Here is a 15,673-nt window from a genome sequence, read left to right on the forward strand (position 1 = left end):
CGTTCACCGGCGCGCGTCAGTCTCCGCAGCACCCTGCGGTGCGGGGACGGACGAGCCTTGCTCGGCAGGTGCGCCCGGCGGCGCGGTGCCGCGCACACCGCGGATCGGCGGGAACGCGCCTGTCGACCGGGCGGGCCGGGCGAATTCCGGTGCCGCGCGGTCCGTCGTGTGACTAATGTCCGCCCGGTACCGGCGCCCGCCGGTCGATCGGTTCGTGCACAAGGGGGTACCGACATGGGCACAGGGCAACGCGTGGCGGGTATGACGGCAGCAGTGGTGATGGCGGCCGGCGCGAGCCTCGTGGGCTTCGCGGGTTCGGCCTCGGCCGTCTCGACCTCCTGCGACGTGGGGAACGTCTGCCTCTACGACGACTCCTACTTCAACGGCGGGATCTGGTACCGCAGCGCCTACCCGGGGACGTACAACCTCACCGGGTTCAACGACCGCACGTCCTCGTGGATCAACAACTCCTGGTCCTACGACGCCAGATGGTTCTGGGGGGCGAACGCCACCGGCGGCAGCGAGTGCATGAGCATCGTGTCCAGCAACGGATACGTCGGTTGGTACAACAACGACGAGGCCAGCTCGGTCCGCGTCTACACCGACGACCTCGCCTGCTGACCGGCCCGGCACAGTGAAGACCGAGGGGAATCCTGCGTGTCCGTAGTGCAGTTCGAGGCCGTCGACCGGATCTTCCGGTCGGGCGGGGCCGAGGTCGGCGCCCTCGTCGGCGTGAACCTCCAGGCGGAACGAGGAGAGCTGGTCGTCGTCATGGGCGCCAGCGGCTCCGGCAAGACGACGCTGCTCAGCATCGCCGGCGGCCTCGACCGGGCCGACCGGGGCCGGGTCACGGTGCTCGGCGAGGAACTGGGGCGGCTCTCCGAACGGCAGTTGGCCCGGATGCGGCTGACGGCCGTCGGATTCGTCTTCCAGGAACTCAACCTCCTCGCGGAACTGACCCTGGAGGAGAACGTCGCACTCCCCCTGGAAGGCGCGGGCACGGGCCGGCACGCCGCCCGGTCCGCCGCCAGGGCGGCCCTCGCCCGGGTCGGCCTCGACGGCATGGGCCGGAGGTTCCCCGACGAGATCTCCGGAGGCCAGCAGCAGCGGGTGGCGATCGCCCGCGCCGTGGTCGGCGACCGGCGTCTCGTCCTCGCGGACGAACCCACCGGATCCCTGGACTCGGAGACCGGCGTCGAGATCATGAAGCTTCTGCGCACCCTCTGCGACAACGGAGCCACCGTGCTGCTCAGCACGCACAACCCCGCCAACGCCGAGTTCGCCGACCGGGTCGTGCACCTGCGGGACGGCAGGCTCGAACGGATCGAGGAGCGGGCCGCACCCGCAGGCCGCGAGGCCGCCCGGTGAGGCGGAACCACCTGTCGACCGACCTCCGGATCGCCTGGTCGATCGTGATCGGCACGGGGCGCCGCCGGGCCATGCTGCTCCTGCTCTTCGCCGTTCCCGTCCTGCTCGCCACCGCCGCCGCCTCGGTGGTGGACACCCTCAACCTCTCGCCGCAGCAGCTCGCGACGGCCGCCATGGCCCGGGCGGACCTCCAGGTCGACCGGACCCAGCCGGGCCCGGCGCCCGCCGACCTCGCCGCCGTGGTCGGACCGCTGCCCGCCGGTTCCCGGGCCGTCCCCTACTACAAGGCACCCGAGTTCCCCGTCGTCCTCGACGGCCTCACCCGGCACGTCACCTACCGGGAGAGCGACTGGACGGCGCCCGCCACCGAGGGCTGGCTGCGGACGAAGGCGGGCCGGCTGCCCGCAGGGCCCGCGGAGGCCGCGGTGTCCGAGCACCTCGCGAGGGCCCACCACCTCGGGGTCGGCGACCGCCTGCGGTTCCACCCGGATGACACCCCGACCGTCGTCGTCGGCGTCGTCGAGGACCCGACCGCCTACGGGGCGGACCTCGTGGCGGGCGGGCCCGGCCTGTTCGAGACGCGGTTCGACCCGGCCCGCGCCGCGGAACTGGGCGTCACCCGGGGCTGGCTGGTGACCGGTCGGGGCGCGGCGGCCGTCGTCGGCCCGCGTGCGGGGCAGCAGCACCTCGCCGTCCGGACCAGGCCCCAGGTCGCCGCGGCCGCAAGGACCCTGCTGTCCGCCCAGCCCGGACTCGTCGCCCTCCCCGGCCTGCTCCTCGTCCTGGCCGGCGCCGCCGCCGCCTTCAGCATCAGGATGCGCCGCCTGCAGCGGCAGTTCGGCCTGCTGTCCGCCGTCGGGTTCGACGGCGCGCGGCTGGTCCGGGTGGCCCGTACGGCCGGGCTGCTGGCCGCCGCGGCCGGAGGCGCCGTCGGCGTGGTCCTCGGGACAGCTCTCGGCGCGGCCGTTCGGCCCGTGGTCCGCTCGGTGGTCGGGCGCGACCTGGCGTCGGTGGACGTGGCACCCGGACGCATGCTGCTCCTGCTGACGGCGACGGTGCTGTGCGGCGCTCTGGCCGTCTGGCTGCCGGCCCGGCTGGCGGCCACGCACACGGTCCGCAGGAGGCTGAGCCGGGTCCCCGCCGCGTCCACCGGCCGGCGGCGCAAACGCTGGGCGGCAGGGTGCGGTGTGCTGGCGGCGGCCGCGGTCGTCGCGGGGATCGCCACCGGGTCGAGCAGTCCCGGAGTCGTCGGTGGCGTCGCACTCCTGACGGCCACCCTCCTGCTGGTGCCCGACCTCCTGGTCCTGCTCGGACGGGCCGCCGGACGGCTCGCCCCCGGACCGCGCTTCGGACTCCGCGACCTGGCCAGGGACCGTCGCCGCCCCGCCGCGGCCGTCGTCTTCGGCGTGGTCACCGTCGCCCTCGCCACCTCCACGGCGATCTTCGTCGGCAGCAACGCGGCCAGGGACGCCCGCGAGTACGCCGGCTCGCGGCACCAGGGGCAGATCGAGGTGGTGCTGCGGGACGCCCCGCCGTCCGCCGCCGTCGAGGCGGCGGTACGCGGAGCCGTCGGCGCGCAGGCCTCCGTCGTCCCGGTCCAGGGCGTGTACGCCTCGGACCGTCCGGCGGCGGACGCCCCGTCACGAGTCGCCCTGCCCCGGGTCGCGCTCCGCGCCCAGTCGGGGCGGAGCGTGAACCCCTTCGGATCACTCCAGATCGTGGAGACGGCCGAGGAGTTCCGCGCGCTGACCACTCGGGACTGGACCCCGGCCGAGGCCGCCGCCCTCACCGCAGGCAGCGTCGTCGCATTCGACCCCGGCTTCGTACGGGGAGGGAAAGCGGTGCTGGCCTTCGAGCCGAAGCAGGGCGTCCCCGCCCGGTCGCAGCTCACCGTTGCGGCCGTCCCCGGGGCGCCCGTCGACCGCACCACCCTGAACCGTGCGATCGGCGTGCTCACCGGCAGTACGGCCCGGGGCCTCGGCCTGTTCCCGGTCACCACGACCTATCTCGCGACGCCGCAGGACGGGCTGCCGCAGGACATCGAGAGCCGGCTCGGCACGGCCCTCGAACCCCTGGGCATCCCCGCCACCGACCTGCGGATCGAGCGGCCCTACACGCCGCCCGTCCCGGCCCGGTGGAACGTCATGACGGCGGTCTCGGGCGCCATGGTGCTGATCGCCACACTCCTCGCGGTCTCCGCGTCGACCCAGGAACTGCGGCCCCAGCTGCGGCTGCTGCACGTCGTCGGCTTCGGCGGCCGCACCCAGCGGACGGTCGCCGCGACGCAGGCGGTGGTGATCACCACGCTCTCGCTCGCCTGCGGGCTCCTCGCCGGCTTCGTCCTGGCCGGAGCACAGCTCTGGCCCCAGGGCACCACGCTCGTGGTGCCCTGGGCCTCGCTCGGCGCCGCCGTCCTCGGGTTGATCGCCGCGGCCGGCCTCGCCGGATTCCTCGTCAGGCCTGTGGCCGCCGCCCGCGGCCGTGCACGGCGCAGCGTACGGCGGCGTGCACGGCGCAGTGCGGCGATTCCCGTGCCCGGGAGGTGAGGGAGACTCAGGCCGCGCCGGGCGCCCGGCGCAGGACCAGGGACAGGAAGCCCCAGGTGTCCCGGTAGGTCTGCAGCCACTCGGAGCGGCGGATTCCGGCCATGTCGAGTGCGGAGCCGCTGTCCGGATCCTCGGGGTGCTCCAGCGCCCAGGAGGCGAGCGAGCCCCAGCAGGACCACTCGTAGGCGTCCAACTCACTGCGGGTGCTGATGTGCCCGTCGACCGGGACCCAACCGGCGGCGGAGACGTTCTCCACCGTGCCGGCCAGATCGGCGAAGTCGCCGAGCATCTCGACGGCCTCAGGGGACGGAGTGCGCTCCCAGAACCCGTCGCCGACGAGGACGCGCCCGCCGGGGGCCAGGTGCCTGCGGGCCGCGGCGAGCGTGGGCAGCAGGCCGCCGAAGGCATGCGTGGACCCGACGCAGAGCACCAGGTCGAACGGCTGCGGGGAGGTGAACTCCTCGGCCGCCAGCCGGTGCAGGACGAGCCGGTCCCGCACGCCGAGCTCCTCCGCCGCGCGGTCGGCCAGCGCCAGCGCGTCCGCGGAGACGTCCACACCTTCGGCGTGCACCTTCGGGTGTGCGGTCAGCGCCCGCAGCAGCCACTCACCGCCGCCGCAGCCGAGGTCGAGCACCCGCTCGTCCCCGCGGGGCAGGCCGCGCTCCAGCAGCCGGCGCACGGAGGCGTCGTCGAGCGGCGACCTGATCGGGTGTTCGGTATGGGCGATGTCGGAGATCCGTTCACGATTCACCGCCGCATCCTGGCACCGGCCCGGATCGCGCGCACCTCTTTTACCGCGTCCGCAGCCGTCTTTGCGCGGGCCTCCGCACATGCGACGACGGGACTCCGGGGGGCCGCGAACGGACAGGGCGGCGGACACGAGCACCGGCCGGGTGGGGCCGGAGTACCGTGGGGACATCGGGACGGTCCGAGCCGCCGCACCGCGGGATGCCCCCGTCGTCGGCGGGCCCGGCCCGTACCCGCGGATCGGTGGTGGCGAGCCATGTCGGACGAGACCGGTACCCCGCAGCCGCGGCTTCTGCCGGACCGGTTCCGGCAGGCGGCGAAGCCGGGCACCGTCCTGTTGCGCCTGGAGACCACGCAGTCACGGGCGGGCGCGCTCGACGGCGCGTGGTGGCCGCGTTCGCGCAACATCGGCGCCGAACTCCCCGGGCTGGTCTCCGCGCTGACCGAACACCTCGGTCCGGTGGTGAGCGTGGGGCTGGACACGGACGCCTGGGATGACGTGCCGCCCCGGGTGGTCGTCGACGGCCGGCCGGTGCGCATCGACCGGTACCCGGTCGGCGACGACACGGTGATCATCACGCGGGGCGACCGGGATCACTTCAGTCTGCTCGTCGTCCCCCCGCTGGCAGCCCGGGATGCGGCGCTGGCCGCGATGGCACGCGCGGTGCAGGCGGGCGGTACCGACTCGGCACGGCAGATCCTCGTCGCTACCGGCATCGGCGCCGGGCCGGCGGCCGAAGCACCCTGAGGGGCAGCCTCGCGGTCCGACTCCTCGGACAGACAGGAAGGCGGGACGGAGAGATGTCCGTCTACGTGAAACTCTCCGCCGAGGCCCGGTCCCCGGCGGAGCCGTCGAGTGGGCCGCTGGACATGCAGTACCAGGACAGCGCCGACGACGGCGTCACCTTCGAGTACGACCTGCACCCGAGCGGGGCTATGCGGGTCCTGCGGGTCTTCGAGGACACCCCGCACCGGGTCGAGGCGTGCTTCGGCCCCGGCGCGTGGCTGCAGGTCACCGGCACCTACCTGCGAAGCGGCTCGGCGTACTGACGGCGGTCCGCTCGGTGGCGAACCGTACCGAGGCACTCGGCGGCGATCGCCGGTGGGCCCGGTGTCCAGCGGTGGCCGAGCCGTGGTGCGGGCGGGAACTCACCGGTCGCCGCCGGTTCCTCCGGCCCGTACGGTCGGATTCCGGGGCGGGATCGTTGGTACAGGAGGCCAGGATGCGGCACTACCGATGGGTGCTGGAGACCGAGGACGACGACGGCCGCTGGTCCCGGCAGGACGGTGCTCCGCTGCAGAATCCGCTGGCGTACGACGGGCCGCCCCAACGTGCGGCCAACCACCTGAGGGACATGTTCGTCCGCACGCTCTCCCATCCCACTCCCGGCCCCCGGGCGGTCAGGATTCGCGTCTGGGAGGGGGCGGACACGATCGGCGAGCCCCAAGCCGAGACCGAGTGGTCACGCGAGTGACCCGTCCAACCCCGACCCGGACGGGACGGCCTTCCCGCCCGTCGGCCACGCGGGCGCCGACCAGGAGGCGGCTCGGCTCCTGGCGGTGTCCGCGCGCAGGTCGGCTTCACCGGGGCCGTCGGAGGGAGTGACGGCCGAAGGCAGGAAGTCGGGACCGGCCTCCGGCTCCGCGGAGAGCAGAGCGCTCGCCGTCCTGGTGTTCGCGGGCCCGGCAGCCCCGGCCATCAGCCGGAGGGCCTCGGCGCCGTCCGTCTGCGGCGGGACGACCAGCAGGTCCAGCCGGCGCGGGGCGCACGAGCAGACCATGATCATGTGCTCGTCCTGCTCGGTGGTGAACCAGCCCGCGTGGACGGTGTGGCTGGCGACCGGGATCCGCCGGGGACGGCCGGCCGGCCCGCACGCCCTGGAGCGCAAGGCTGAGCCGCACGGTGGACTCCGAGACAGTCGGCATCGTCGCACGATCGAGGATCGCAGTCATGACAAGGACCTGTCCCCGGACCCGACAGGGGCCGGGTCCGGGACAGCCGTTCGCCGGAGACGACGCCGGACTTCCATCATCGGCCGGTCCAGGTGCGGCCGCCCGCCCGCTGGAGCCGCCATGGCCGGCGCGCGGAGTGCAGGGGAGCCGCATTGCGACAGATACCACGAAGGCGGCACCGGGGTCCGTTCGCGTCCTGGCCTGCGACGGGTAACGGCCCTGGGCGCGTCCTGAACCCCGGTGGACGGGGATGAACAAGACCAGAACTGAGACCGCCATACTTACGTCGGGCTACCCGGGCATCACGCCGTGGATGCGGGAGATGGTGAACACGCGTTCGCTGTTCCGTAGATGGCACCAGGCGTGCAGGTAGGGCGCGTCCAGTTCGAGCCGGCTGAGGGTACGGACGGTCGTGCTGCCCGAGGTGGCGACGTACTCGATCGTGATCGTCTGGCCTTCGTTGACGGCGTGGGCCAGCTGGCGGACGTCGGTGAAGGACAGGTTGCGGGCGTGCCCGGCGATGATCTCCTCGGTGTCGCTGTCGTAGGGGCGTCCGCCCCACGGGTCGGGCTCCGGGATGTCCTGCGGGGCGGTCAGCAGCCGGGCGGCGAGGGTGCTCAGGTCGACGGCTGTTCGAGCCACCGTCTGCTGTGGCCGGGCCGGGCCTCCGGACAGGCGCGGGGGCGGGACCGGGCTTGCCGCGCGCGTGCGTTGGGCGCGCTCGATGCGGACGGACCCGTCGGGCCTCGCGGCGACGGGGGCGTAGCCCGCGGACCGCAGTGCCGCGAGCGTCCCGTCCGGAGGGGTCCGGCTGATCAGCACCGTCGGCGCCAGTTGCCGCAGGCCGAGCTGGGTGAGCTTGCGGTGGGCGGCCAGTTCGGCCAGGAGGGCGGGCTCTTCACCGTGGATCACACAGGCCGCGGAGACGACGCGCACCCGACCGTGGCTGCGCGCGGTGTCGTGGATGAGGTACGAGAGCGGCTGGGGGAGCGGTTCGACGGCCACGGCGGTCAGGTCGGCCGTGATGACGTCGGGAGTGTGGCCCGCATCGAGGGCGCGGCGGACGCTTCCCGGGCTGAACCGCCAGACGGATGCCGCACCGGCCGTCTCCCGTTCGGCGACGGAATCCAGCAGGGTGACCAGGGCCGTCGACGGCGTGCCGGTGACCACGGCCGTGAGGTCGCTGCCGAAGCGGGCCGCCTCACTGGCGGCGGGCAGCAGCCGCCGACACGCGTCCACCAGGGCTTCGGCGTCGTCGGCGAGCAGGGCGGCTCCGAGGGGGGACAGGGCTCCGAGGGCGAGTACGCCGAGCAGTTCCGTTTCGCGGATCTGGGTGGCGAACGGCGTTGTGTCCTGGGCGAGTTCGTCGACGAGCGGGCGGTGCCAAACGATCGACATCCCCAGGTCGGCGAGGTTCGCCGCTCCTTCGCCCGCCGGGAGCTGCGACGCCACCGCGAGCAGCCCGTGCCGGGCCTGGACGCAGCCTCCGCAGGGCGGCGTTCCGGCAAGGGCCGGCAGCGCCTTCCCGTCCTCGTCACGGCTCCCGCCGGGGGTCAGCGGCAGTGTCCACCACGCCTGGAGCAGTACGGCGAGCTGGTCGGCCGGATCCTTCTCCGCCCACGTGTCGTAGAACTCGGTCGCCGCGACCCGGTCACCGTCCCGGGCCAGCAGCCGAGCTGCGCTTGCCGCCTCCAGCGCGAGGCGGACCACGATCTCGTCGCACTGCGCCGCTTTGCCGATCCGGGACAGTTCGCGGGCGCCGACTCCGCCGGCCTTCAACCGAGCCGGGGGAGTGGTGGCGCACACCCTGAGGACGGAGGCGGCGTGGGCGGCGAACGCCATCGCGGCGGCAGCGGCCTCCCGTTCGACATCCGAAGCGGTGACGGATGCCGATCGCAGGACGGGCGGGACCGGAGTGAACGGAGCGTGCCAGGCGGGACCGCGCAGCGCGAGCGCCACCTCCGCGGGCATGCGGGCAGGACCGTACCGGTGCCGGTCCTGGATCAGCAGACCCCGTTCCAGCGCCCATCGTTCGCCCGGCCCGGAGCCGGACTGCGGAGCCCCGAACAGGATGAAGTCCGATCGCTCCGGAGCCTGACCCGCCTGCCGCTCGAGCACCTTCCGAGCAGCTGCGGGGGCCTTGGCCACCAGCGCGGCGACCCGGCCCGGATCGCTGTGATGGTCGACAAGCGCCGCCAGCCGCTTCTGTTTGGTGTTGCCGGTCGGCTTGATGCCGAGGGCCGCCAGCATGCGGCCCAGTTCGTCGGAGGTGGTGTTCACCAGGAGCTGTGCCAGTGGCGGGTCCAACCCGAGTGGCGTGTCCCATGCCTGCCGCAGCGGTGCCGCCATGCGCAGCAGCCCGTTGCCGTCCGGCCAGACCAGAGCGCGATCGGCCAGCGCCTCCAGGGCCGCGTCCATGGCGTGAGCGCGTTTCCCGTCCGTCGCGCCCAGGAGGCTTGCCAGGATGTCCCGCGAGGTCGGCGTGAGCGCGGCGAGCGCCTCCGCCACTTGCAGGTGCGGCAACGCGAGCCGGGGCAGTGCGAGCGCCACCGACGCCGGGCGCTGAAGGCGGTCTGCCAGTTCGCCGACCGACTGCGGCGCCGGGGCCGACGCCGCATCCGGGCGCGCCACCAGGACCCGTTCCAACCGAGGTGTGTCGAGACCGCGCAGCCACGTGGCCAGGGTCGATCCGCTCGTCGTGCTGATGGGGAACACCTCGCCGGGTAAGAGCCGTCCTGTCCCGGCTTCGGCCGGGCGACTCCAGGATGGCGCACCACATGGAGGGCGTGGGTCGCATTCGTTCTCCGGCCCACCCGGAGCCGGAGAACGACGAAGGCCCGGACCGCTGTGCGGTCCGGGCCTTCGCTAAGGCGGAGGATACGAGATTCGAACTCGTGAGGGGTTGCCCCCAACACGCTTTCCAAGCGTGCGCCCTAGGCCTCTAGGCGAATCCTCCGTGGGAGAGCTTAGTACATGTCGAGGGGTGCTCGCGAACCGCTATCCCGCAGGTGGCCGTGCGCGGTCGCCTGCGGATCTCAGACGGCCCGGGGTGGGCCACCTCGGGCTCGCGATCCGCTACTCTTGGGGCAGCCCCTCGTGTGGCGTCATCTCTCTGAACCCCCCCAGGGCCGGAAGGCAGCAAGGGTAGGAGGGCTCTGGCGGGTGCACGGGGGGTCCTTGCGTTTGCGGGCGGGCCCGGCCCGTGCCGAGCGTGCCGCGTTTGTCGGCCCGTCCCGATATCGTCGGTGGCGTGTCCCTAGCCCTGTACCGCCGCTATCGCCCCGAGACCTTCGCGGAGGTCATCGGGCAGGAGCACGTGACCGCCCCGCTCCAGCAGGCCCTGCGCAACAACCGGGTCAATCACGCGTACCTGTTCAGCGGCCCGCGCGGCTGCGGCAAGACCACCAGCGCCCGTATCCTCGCCCGCTGTCTGAACTGCGAGCAGGGCCCCACGCCCACCCCGTGCGGCGAGTGCCAGTCCTGCCGCGACCTGGCGACCGGCGGCCCCGGCTCGATCGACGTCATCGAGATCGACGCCGCCTCGCACGGTGGTGTGGACGACGCCCGCGAGCTGCGCGAGCGGGCCTTCTTCGCGCCGGTGCACAGCCGGTACAAGATCTTCATCCTGGACGAGGCGCACATGGTGACCTCGGCCGGTTTCAACGCCCTGCTCAAGGTCGTCGAGGAGCCGCCGGAGCACCTCAAGTTCATCTTCGCGACCACCGAGCCGGAGAAGGTGATCGGGACGATCCGGTCCCGCACCCACCACTACCCGTTCCGTCTGGTGCCGCCCGGCACCCTGCGGGACTACCTGGCCGAGGTCTGCGGCCGCGAGGGCATCCAGGTCGAGGATTCGGTCTTCCCGCTGGTCGTCCGGGCCGGTGCCGGCTCGGTGCGCGACTCGATGTCGGTGATGGACCAGCTGCTCGCGGGCGCCGGCGAGGCCGGTGTGACGTACCAGATGGCCACCGCCCTGCTCGGCTACACCGACTCCGCGCTGCTGGACGAGGTGGTGGACGCCTTCGCGGCACACGACGGCGCGACGGTCTTCCAGGTGGTCGACCGGGTCGTCGAGGGCGGCCACGATCCGCGCCGCTTCGTCACGGACCTGCTGGAGCGGCTGCGCGACCTGGTGATCCTCGCCACAGTGCCGGACGCCGGCGAGAAGGGCCTGATCGACGCCCCGGCCGACCGGGTCGCCGTCATGCAGGCGCAGGCGGACCGCTTCGGCCCGTCCGAGCTCAGCCGCGCCGCCGACATCGTCAACACCGGTCTCACCGAGATGCGCGGCAACGCCGCTCCCCGCCTGCAGTTGGAGCTGATCTGCGCCCGGGTGATGCTGCCCGGCGCGTACGGCGACGAGCTCTCGCTGCAGGCCCGGCTGGACAAGCTGGAGCGGCGCCCCGCGGGCGGCGGCTTCCCCGCGACCGGCTTCCCGATGGCCGGCACGGCAGTCCCGGAGGCGCCGGTGGCCCCGGCCGCCGTGCCACAGCCGGCCCCACAGCCCGCAGTCCAGCCGCAGGCCGCACAGCCGCCCGCAGCCCAGCCCCAGGCAGCCCCGGCAGCCCCGGCAGCCCCGGCAGCCCCGGGAGCACCGACGCCCGGCGCCTGGCCGATCCCGCGCAGCTTCCCAGCCGCCGGCCAGGCCCCGCAGCCGTCGGCAGCACCGCAGACACCCCCGCAGGCACCCGCGGCAGCGGCCCCGACCCCGCCCGCGGCCCCGCCGACCCAGGCTCCGGCTGCGGCCGCCCCGGCGTCCGGCGCCCAGCCGTCGGCCGCCGCGCAGCAGGGCGCTGCCCAGATCCGGCAGATGTGGCCGCAGATCCTGGAGGCGGTGAAGAACCGCCGCCGCTTCACCTGGATCCTGCTCAGCCAGAACGGCCAGGTGGCCGGCTTCGACGGCAACGTGCTGCAGGTCTCCTTCATCAACGCGGGCGCCCGGGACAGCTTCGTGAGCAGCAACAGCGACGACGTGCTGCGCCAGGCGCTGGCCGACGCGCTCGGGGTGGACTGGCGGGTCGAGTGCATCGTGGATCCGTCCGGCGGCGCGGGTGCGGCGCCTGCCGCCCCGCAGGGCGGTGGCGGCTGGGGAGCGCCTCAGCGTCCGGCCGGGCCGCCCGCGCAGCCGTTCCAGCCGCAGCCGGCCGCCGCGCCGCAGCCCCCGGCCCCGCAGCCCGCCGCCCCGGTGCAGCCTCAGCGGCCCGCCCCCCAGGCCGCGGTGCAGCCGCCGCCGGCCGCCCAGCCGCAGGCCGCGGCGGTGTACCAGCCGCCGCAGCCGCCGCCGGTGGCGCCGGAGGACGACACCCCGGAGGACGACGACCCGGATCTGACCGAGGAGGCGTTCTCCGGCCAGGAGCTGATCATCCGTGAGCTCGGGGCGACGGTCCTGGAGGAGATCCACCACAACGGCTGAGCCGGGCTCCGGCCGTCGCCTCGTCGGCGGCCGGGCCGGGCCGGGCGGGCCCGCTCCGGCGGCCGTCCGGGCCGCGTAGGCTCGGGGGCGACGATGTCGTACAGGACAGGAGAAGTGCCGTGTTCCCTGGTGGCCAGCCCAACATGCAGCAGCTGCTGAAGCAGGCGCAGAAGATGCAGGAGGAGCTCGGCAAGGTCCAGCAGGAGCTGGCCGAGACCAAGGTGAGCGGTTCGGCGGGCGGCGGCCTGGTCGAGGCCACGGTGACGGGCTCCGGCGAGCTGGTCGCGCTGGCGATCGCGCCGGCCGCGGTCGACCCGGAGGACACCGAGACCCTGGCCGACCTGGTGCTGGCCGCCGTCCGGGACGCCAACGCTGCGGCGCAGAAGCTGCAGGCCGAGCGGATGGGCCCGCTGACCCAGGGCCTCGGCGGCGGCATCCCCGGCCTGCCGTTCTGACGTCCGGAACCGGCAGCTGACCCGGGCCCGATCGGGGCCCGCAGCCGCCCGCCCGGTGTGCCGGTACGCGCCGGTGCTGTGTGATTTATGGGTGAGTCGGGCGTCGGACGGTGTGTCCGGCGCCCGATTCGTTGGATGATGGCACCGGAGCGACGGGCCCCGGAACACTGGGTTCCGGGCCGTGTGCCCCGGGCGAAGGAAGGCGCGACGTGTACGAGGGCGTGGTTCAGGACCTGATCGACGAACTGGGTAGGCTGCCCGGCGTCGGGCCCAAGAGCGCGCAGCGGATCGCCTTCCACATCCTGCAGGCCGACCCGGTGGACGTCCGGCGGCTGGCCGGCGCGCTGATGCAGGTGAAGGAGAAGGTCCGGTTCTGCGCGGTCTGCGGCAATGTCGCGGAGTCCGAGCAGTGCCGGGTCTGTCTGGACCCGCGGCGCGACCTCGCGGTGATCTGCGTGGTCGAGGAGCCGAAGGACGTGGTGGCGATCGAGCGGACGCGCGAGTTCCGCGGCCGCTACCACGTGCTGGGCGGCGCGATCAGCCCGATCGAGGGCGTCGGTCCGGACGACCTGCGGATCCGCGAGCTGATGACCAGGCTCGCGGACGGGACGGTCACCGAGCTGATCCTGGCCACCGACCCCAACCTGGAGGGGGAGGCGACCGCCACCTACCTGGCCCGGCTGTGCAAGCCGATGGGCCTGAAGGTGACCCGGCTGGCGAGCGGCCTGCCCGTCGGCGGGGACCTGGAGTACGCCGACGAGGTCACCCTCGGCCGGGCCTTCGAAGGGAGACGACTGCTCGATGTCTGACCACAGGGACACCGCCCCCACCGGGGCGCCCGACGACTTCGCCGTGCAGATCGCCGACTCGGTGGAGAGCTTCGTGCTCGCCGTCACCGAGGTGGCCAAGGGCGACGAGCCGGGCAGCGCGATCTCGCTGCTCCTGCTGGAGGTCTCGCAGCTGCTGCTGGCGGGCGGCCGGCTGGGGGCCATCGAGGACGTCCTGCCGGAGGACCGCTTCGAGCCGGACACCGGGCCGGAGCCGGACGGGGTCGAGCTGCGCGAGCGGCTGGCCGAGCTGCTGGCGCCGATCGACGTCTACCACGAGGTCTTCGACCCGTACGGTCCGCCGGAGAAGCCGAGCGCCTTCCGGATCTCGGACGACCTGGCGGGTGTGGTCGCCGAGCTGCGGCACGGCCTGGTGCACTACCGGGAGGGCCGGGTCAGCGAGGCGCTGTGGTGGTGGCAGTTCTCGTACCTGTCCAACTGGGGCTCGACCTGCACCGCGGTGCTGCGGGCGCTGCAGTCGCTGATCGCGCACGTCCGGCTGGACAGCCCGATCGGGGCGGCGGTGGACGGTGCCGACACCGACCAGGACGGGCTCACCGACGAGCAGCTGGAGCAGCAGGCCGGCGACCTGATGGCCGCCGAGCTGGGGCTGTGACGAAGACTCCACCGAATCTCCCCAACGTGAAATCCGGGGTCGGGCTGGTGCCCGGCCCCGGATTTTCTTCTGGCGGGCGGCGGTCCGCCCGCAGACCTGCCTGTTCCCGCTGCTCACCAGGCGATATGGTCGTCTCGTCATATGGATGCCTCCGGTTGCGCCCGCCCCGCTCGATAGACTGGCCGCGACCGCAGAAGGGGGCCACCACCCCCGAAACGACACAAGTCGAGGAGCGCACGTGGGCCTTGTCGTGCAGAAGTACGGCGGCTCATCCGTAGCGGATGCCGAGGGCATCAAGCGCGTCGCCCGACGGATCGTCGACACCAGGAAGGCCGGCCATGAGGTCGTCGTCGTGGTGTCCGCGATGGGAGACACGACGGACGAGCTCATCGAACTCGCGGAACAGGTGACCCCTCTTCCGTCCGGCCGTGAGTTCGACATGCTGCTGACCGCAGGAGAGCGCATCTCCATGGCGCTGCTCGCCATGGCGATCAGAACGCTGGGCTTCGACGCCCAGTCCTTCACGGGCAGCCAGGCGGGTGTCATCACCGACTCCACGCACAACAGGGCACGCATCATCGACGTCACGCCCGGCCGGATCCGCAACGCCCTGGACGAGGGCAACATCGCGATCGTGGCCGGTTTCCAGGGCGTGTCGCAGGTCAGCAAGGACATCACCACGCTCGGCCGCGGCGGCTCCGACACCACCGCCGTCGCGCTGGCGGCGGCGCTCGGTGCCGAGGTCTGCGAGATCTACACCGACGTGGACGGCGTGTTCAGCGCCGACCCGCGTGTGGTGAAGAAGGCCCGCAAGATCGACTGGATCTCCTTCGAGGACATGCTGGAGCTGGCCTCGTCCGGTTCCAAGGTGCTGCTCGACCGCTGCGTCGAGTACGCCCGCCGCTACAACATCCCGATCCATGTCCGCTCGTCGTTCTCCGGCCTGCCGGGGACTATCGTGAGCGCGGACAACCCCAACAAGCCCGAAGGGGGCGAGATGGAGCAGGCCATCATCTCCGGAGTCGCCCACGACACGTCCGAGGCCAAGATCACGGTCGTCGGCGTGCCGGACAAGCCGGGCGAGGCGGCCCGTATCTTCCGCGCCATCGCGGACGCCGAGGTCAACATCGACATGGTGGTGCAGAACGTCTCCACCGCGTCCACCGGCCTCACCGACATCTCCTTCACCCTGCCCAAGACCGACGGCCAGAAGGCCATCGACGCCCTCGGCCGGGTCAAGGACGGCATCGGCTACGAGTCGCTGCGCTACGACGACGCCATCGGCAAGCTCTCGCTGGTCGGCGCCGGCATGCGCTCCAACCCGGGAGTCACCGCGACGTTCTTCGAGGCGCTCTCCGAGGCCGGGGTCAACATCGAGCTGATCTCCACCTCCGAGATCCGCATCTCGGTCGTCACCCGGTCCGAGGACATCCCGGAGGCCGTGCGCGCCGTGCACACCGCCTTCGGCCTGGACACCGACAGCGACGAGGCCGTGGTCTACGGCGGCACCGGCCGCTGACGCACCGGGCGGGCCGGGCGGCACCCTTCGGGGTGCGCCCGGCCCGCCCGACTGTGCCCGACCCGCCTGCGTCCGGGAGACACCGTCACGGTTTCTCCCGATCCTTCCGAGACAATCCGTCAGAATCACCCGATGTCCCGCTGGAGCGGGCCCCGCCGGTACGGAAGAATGGCAGGCCGTCCGGGCAACCATGACGGGGGATCGAGTGTCCAACAGGCGTGTCGAACGT

Annotated in this window: 14 protein-coding genes, 1 tRNA gene and 1 other RNA gene; 12 read left to right on the top strand and 4 right to left on the bottom strand. The window is 73.1% G+C overall.

The genetic code is table 11. The features are described 5' to 3' along the window. Positions 1 to 261: 261 nt before the first annotated feature. From AB0P35_RS16170 to AB0P35_RS16180, 3 genes are read left to right on the top strand one after another with little or no spacing between them, the layout of a single operon-like run. A complete protein-coding gene (locus tag AB0P35_RS16170) occupies positions 262 to 621 on the top strand; it encodes a peptidase inhibitor family I36 protein (RefSeq protein WP_257019129.1) in 360 nt (119 codons plus the stop codon). A 36-nt stretch (positions 622 to 657) separates the two neighbouring features. Continuing rightward, on the top strand, positions 658 to 1,368 hold the full coding sequence (locus AB0P35_RS16175; RefSeq protein ID WP_363511112.1) for an ABC transporter ATP-binding protein: 711 nt from the start codon (positions 658 to 660) through the stop codon (positions 1,366 to 1,368). Beyond that, entirely contained in the window at positions 1,365 to 3,914 is a 2,550-nt protein-coding gene (locus AB0P35_RS16180; RefSeq protein WP_363511114.1) for an FtsX-like permease family protein, read from the top strand. Before AB0P35_RS16175 ends, AB0P35_RS16180 begins: the two co-directional genes overlap by 4 nt. Positions 3,915 to 3,921: 7 nt before the next feature. Here AB0P35_RS16180 and AB0P35_RS16185 read toward each other — a convergent pair whose 3' ends face one another. Beyond that, the gene (locus AB0P35_RS16185; protein ID WP_363511116.1) at positions 3,922 to 4,665 is read right to left on the bottom strand and encodes a class I SAM-dependent methyltransferase; all 744 of its coding nucleotides are present in this window, start codon (positions 4,663 to 4,665) and stop codon (positions 3,922 to 3,924) included. 252 nt (positions 4,666 to 4,917) lie between these two features. Between AB0P35_RS16185 and AB0P35_RS16190 the strand changes: the two genes are divergently transcribed. From AB0P35_RS16190 to AB0P35_RS16200, 3 genes are all read left to right on the top strand, one after another. Beyond that, a complete protein-coding gene (locus AB0P35_RS16190) occupies positions 4,918 to 5,409 on the top strand; it encodes a DUF5994 family protein (RefSeq protein ID WP_363511118.1) in 492 nt (163 codons plus the stop codon). 53 nt (positions 5,410 to 5,462) lie between these two features. After that, positions 5,463 to 5,711 (top strand): hypothetical protein, encoded by a 249-nt coding sequence (locus tag AB0P35_RS16195; RefSeq protein ID WP_363511120.1) that lies wholly within the window; start codon positions 5,463 to 5,465, stop codon positions 5,709 to 5,711. 173 nt (positions 5,712 to 5,884) lie between these two features. Beyond that, entirely contained in the window at positions 5,885 to 6,136 is a 252-nt protein-coding gene (locus AB0P35_RS16200) for a hypothetical protein (RefSeq protein ID WP_363511122.1), read from the top strand. On the opposite strand, the gene AB0P35_RS16205 is transcribed toward AB0P35_RS16200, so the two are convergent. The 3 genes from AB0P35_RS16205 to AB0P35_RS16215 all read right to left on the bottom strand — a co-directional run bounded on the left by AB0P35_RS16205 (position 6,125) and on the right by AB0P35_RS16215 (position 9,570). Next, on the bottom strand, positions 6,125 to 6,550 hold the full coding sequence (locus tag AB0P35_RS16205; protein WP_363511124.1) for a DUF5994 family protein: 426 nt from the start codon (positions 6,548 to 6,550) through the stop codon (positions 6,125 to 6,127). The genes AB0P35_RS16200 and AB0P35_RS16205 overlap by 12 nt on opposite strands. A gap of 355 nt (positions 6,551 to 6,905) precedes the next feature. Further along, entirely contained in the window at positions 6,906 to 9,245 is a 2,340-nt protein-coding gene (locus AB0P35_RS16210) for a helicase C-terminal domain-containing protein (RefSeq protein ID WP_363511126.1), read from the bottom strand. A 240-nt stretch (positions 9,246 to 9,485) separates the two neighbouring features. Next, a tRNA-Ser gene (locus AB0P35_RS16215) sits at positions 9,486 to 9,570 on the bottom strand. A gap of 132 nt (positions 9,571 to 9,702) precedes the next feature. Between AB0P35_RS16215 and ffs the strand changes: the two genes are divergently transcribed. From ffs to AB0P35_RS16245, 6 genes are all read left to right on the top strand, one after another. Beyond that, positions 9,703 to 9,793: signal recognition particle sRNA small type (ffs, locus tag AB0P35_RS16220), an RNA gene on the top strand. Positions 9,794 to 9,864: 71 nt separating this feature from the next. Continuing rightward, positions 9,865 to 12,027 carry a DNA polymerase III subunit gamma and tau gene (locus AB0P35_RS16225; protein ID WP_363511128.1) on the top strand — a complete coding sequence of 721 codons (2,163 nt, stop codon included), beginning with the start codon at positions 9,865 to 9,867 and terminating at the stop codon, positions 12,025 to 12,027. Between the two features lie 143 nt (positions 12,028 to 12,170). Then, entirely contained in the window at positions 12,171 to 12,482 is a 312-nt protein-coding gene (locus tag AB0P35_RS16230; protein ID WP_218835773.1) for a YbaB/EbfC family nucleoid-associated protein, read from the top strand. A gap of 209 nt (positions 12,483 to 12,691) precedes the next feature. Continuing rightward, the gene (recR, locus tag AB0P35_RS16235; RefSeq protein ID WP_095874052.1) at positions 12,692 to 13,291 is read left to right on the top strand and encodes a recombination mediator RecR; all 600 of its coding nucleotides are present in this window, start codon (positions 12,692 to 12,694) and stop codon (positions 13,289 to 13,291) included. Then, on the top strand, positions 13,284 to 13,925 hold the full coding sequence (locus AB0P35_RS16240) for a DUF5063 domain-containing protein (RefSeq protein ID WP_363511130.1): 642 nt from the start codon (positions 13,284 to 13,286) through the stop codon (positions 13,923 to 13,925). Before recR ends, AB0P35_RS16240 begins: the two co-directional genes overlap by 8 nt. Positions 13,926 to 14,163: 238 nt before the next feature. Then, complete coding sequence (locus tag AB0P35_RS16245; protein ID WP_363511132.1) at positions 14,164 to 15,444, top strand: aspartate kinase; 1,281 nt, start codon at positions 14,164 to 14,166, stop codon at positions 15,442 to 15,444. Positions 15,445 to 15,673: the final 229 nt, after the last annotated feature.

Origin of the sequence: Kitasatospora sp. NPDC085879 (assembly GCF_040686255.1) — a bacterium.
Taxonomy (GTDB): domain Bacteria; phylum Actinomycetota; class Actinomycetes; order Streptomycetales; family Streptomycetaceae; genus Kitasatospora.

Excerpts from the sequence above, each read along its gene's own strand:
- AB0P35_RS16170 (WP_257019129.1), top strand. The coding sequence starts at position 262 with ATGACGGCAGCAGTGGTGATGGCGGCCGGCGCGAGCCTCGTGGGCTTC.
- AB0P35_RS16190 (WP_363511118.1), top strand. The coding sequence starts at position 4,918 with ATGTCGGACGAGACCGGTACCCCGCAGCCGCGGCTTCTGCCGGACCGG.
- AB0P35_RS16195 (WP_363511120.1), top strand. The coding sequence starts at position 5,463 with ATGTCCGTCTACGTGAAACTCTCCGCCGAGGCCCGGTCCCCGGCGGAG.
- AB0P35_RS16200 (WP_363511122.1), top strand. The coding sequence starts at position 5,885 with ATGCGGCACTACCGATGGGTGCTGGAGACCGAGGACGACGACGGCCGC.
- AB0P35_RS16230 (WP_218835773.1), top strand. The coding sequence starts at position 12,171 with ATGCAGCAGCTGCTGAAGCAGGCGCAGAAGATGCAGGAGGAGCTCGGC.
- AB0P35_RS16240 (WP_363511130.1), top strand. The coding sequence starts at position 13,284 with ATGTCTGACCACAGGGACACCGCCCCCACCGGGGCGCCCGACGACTTC.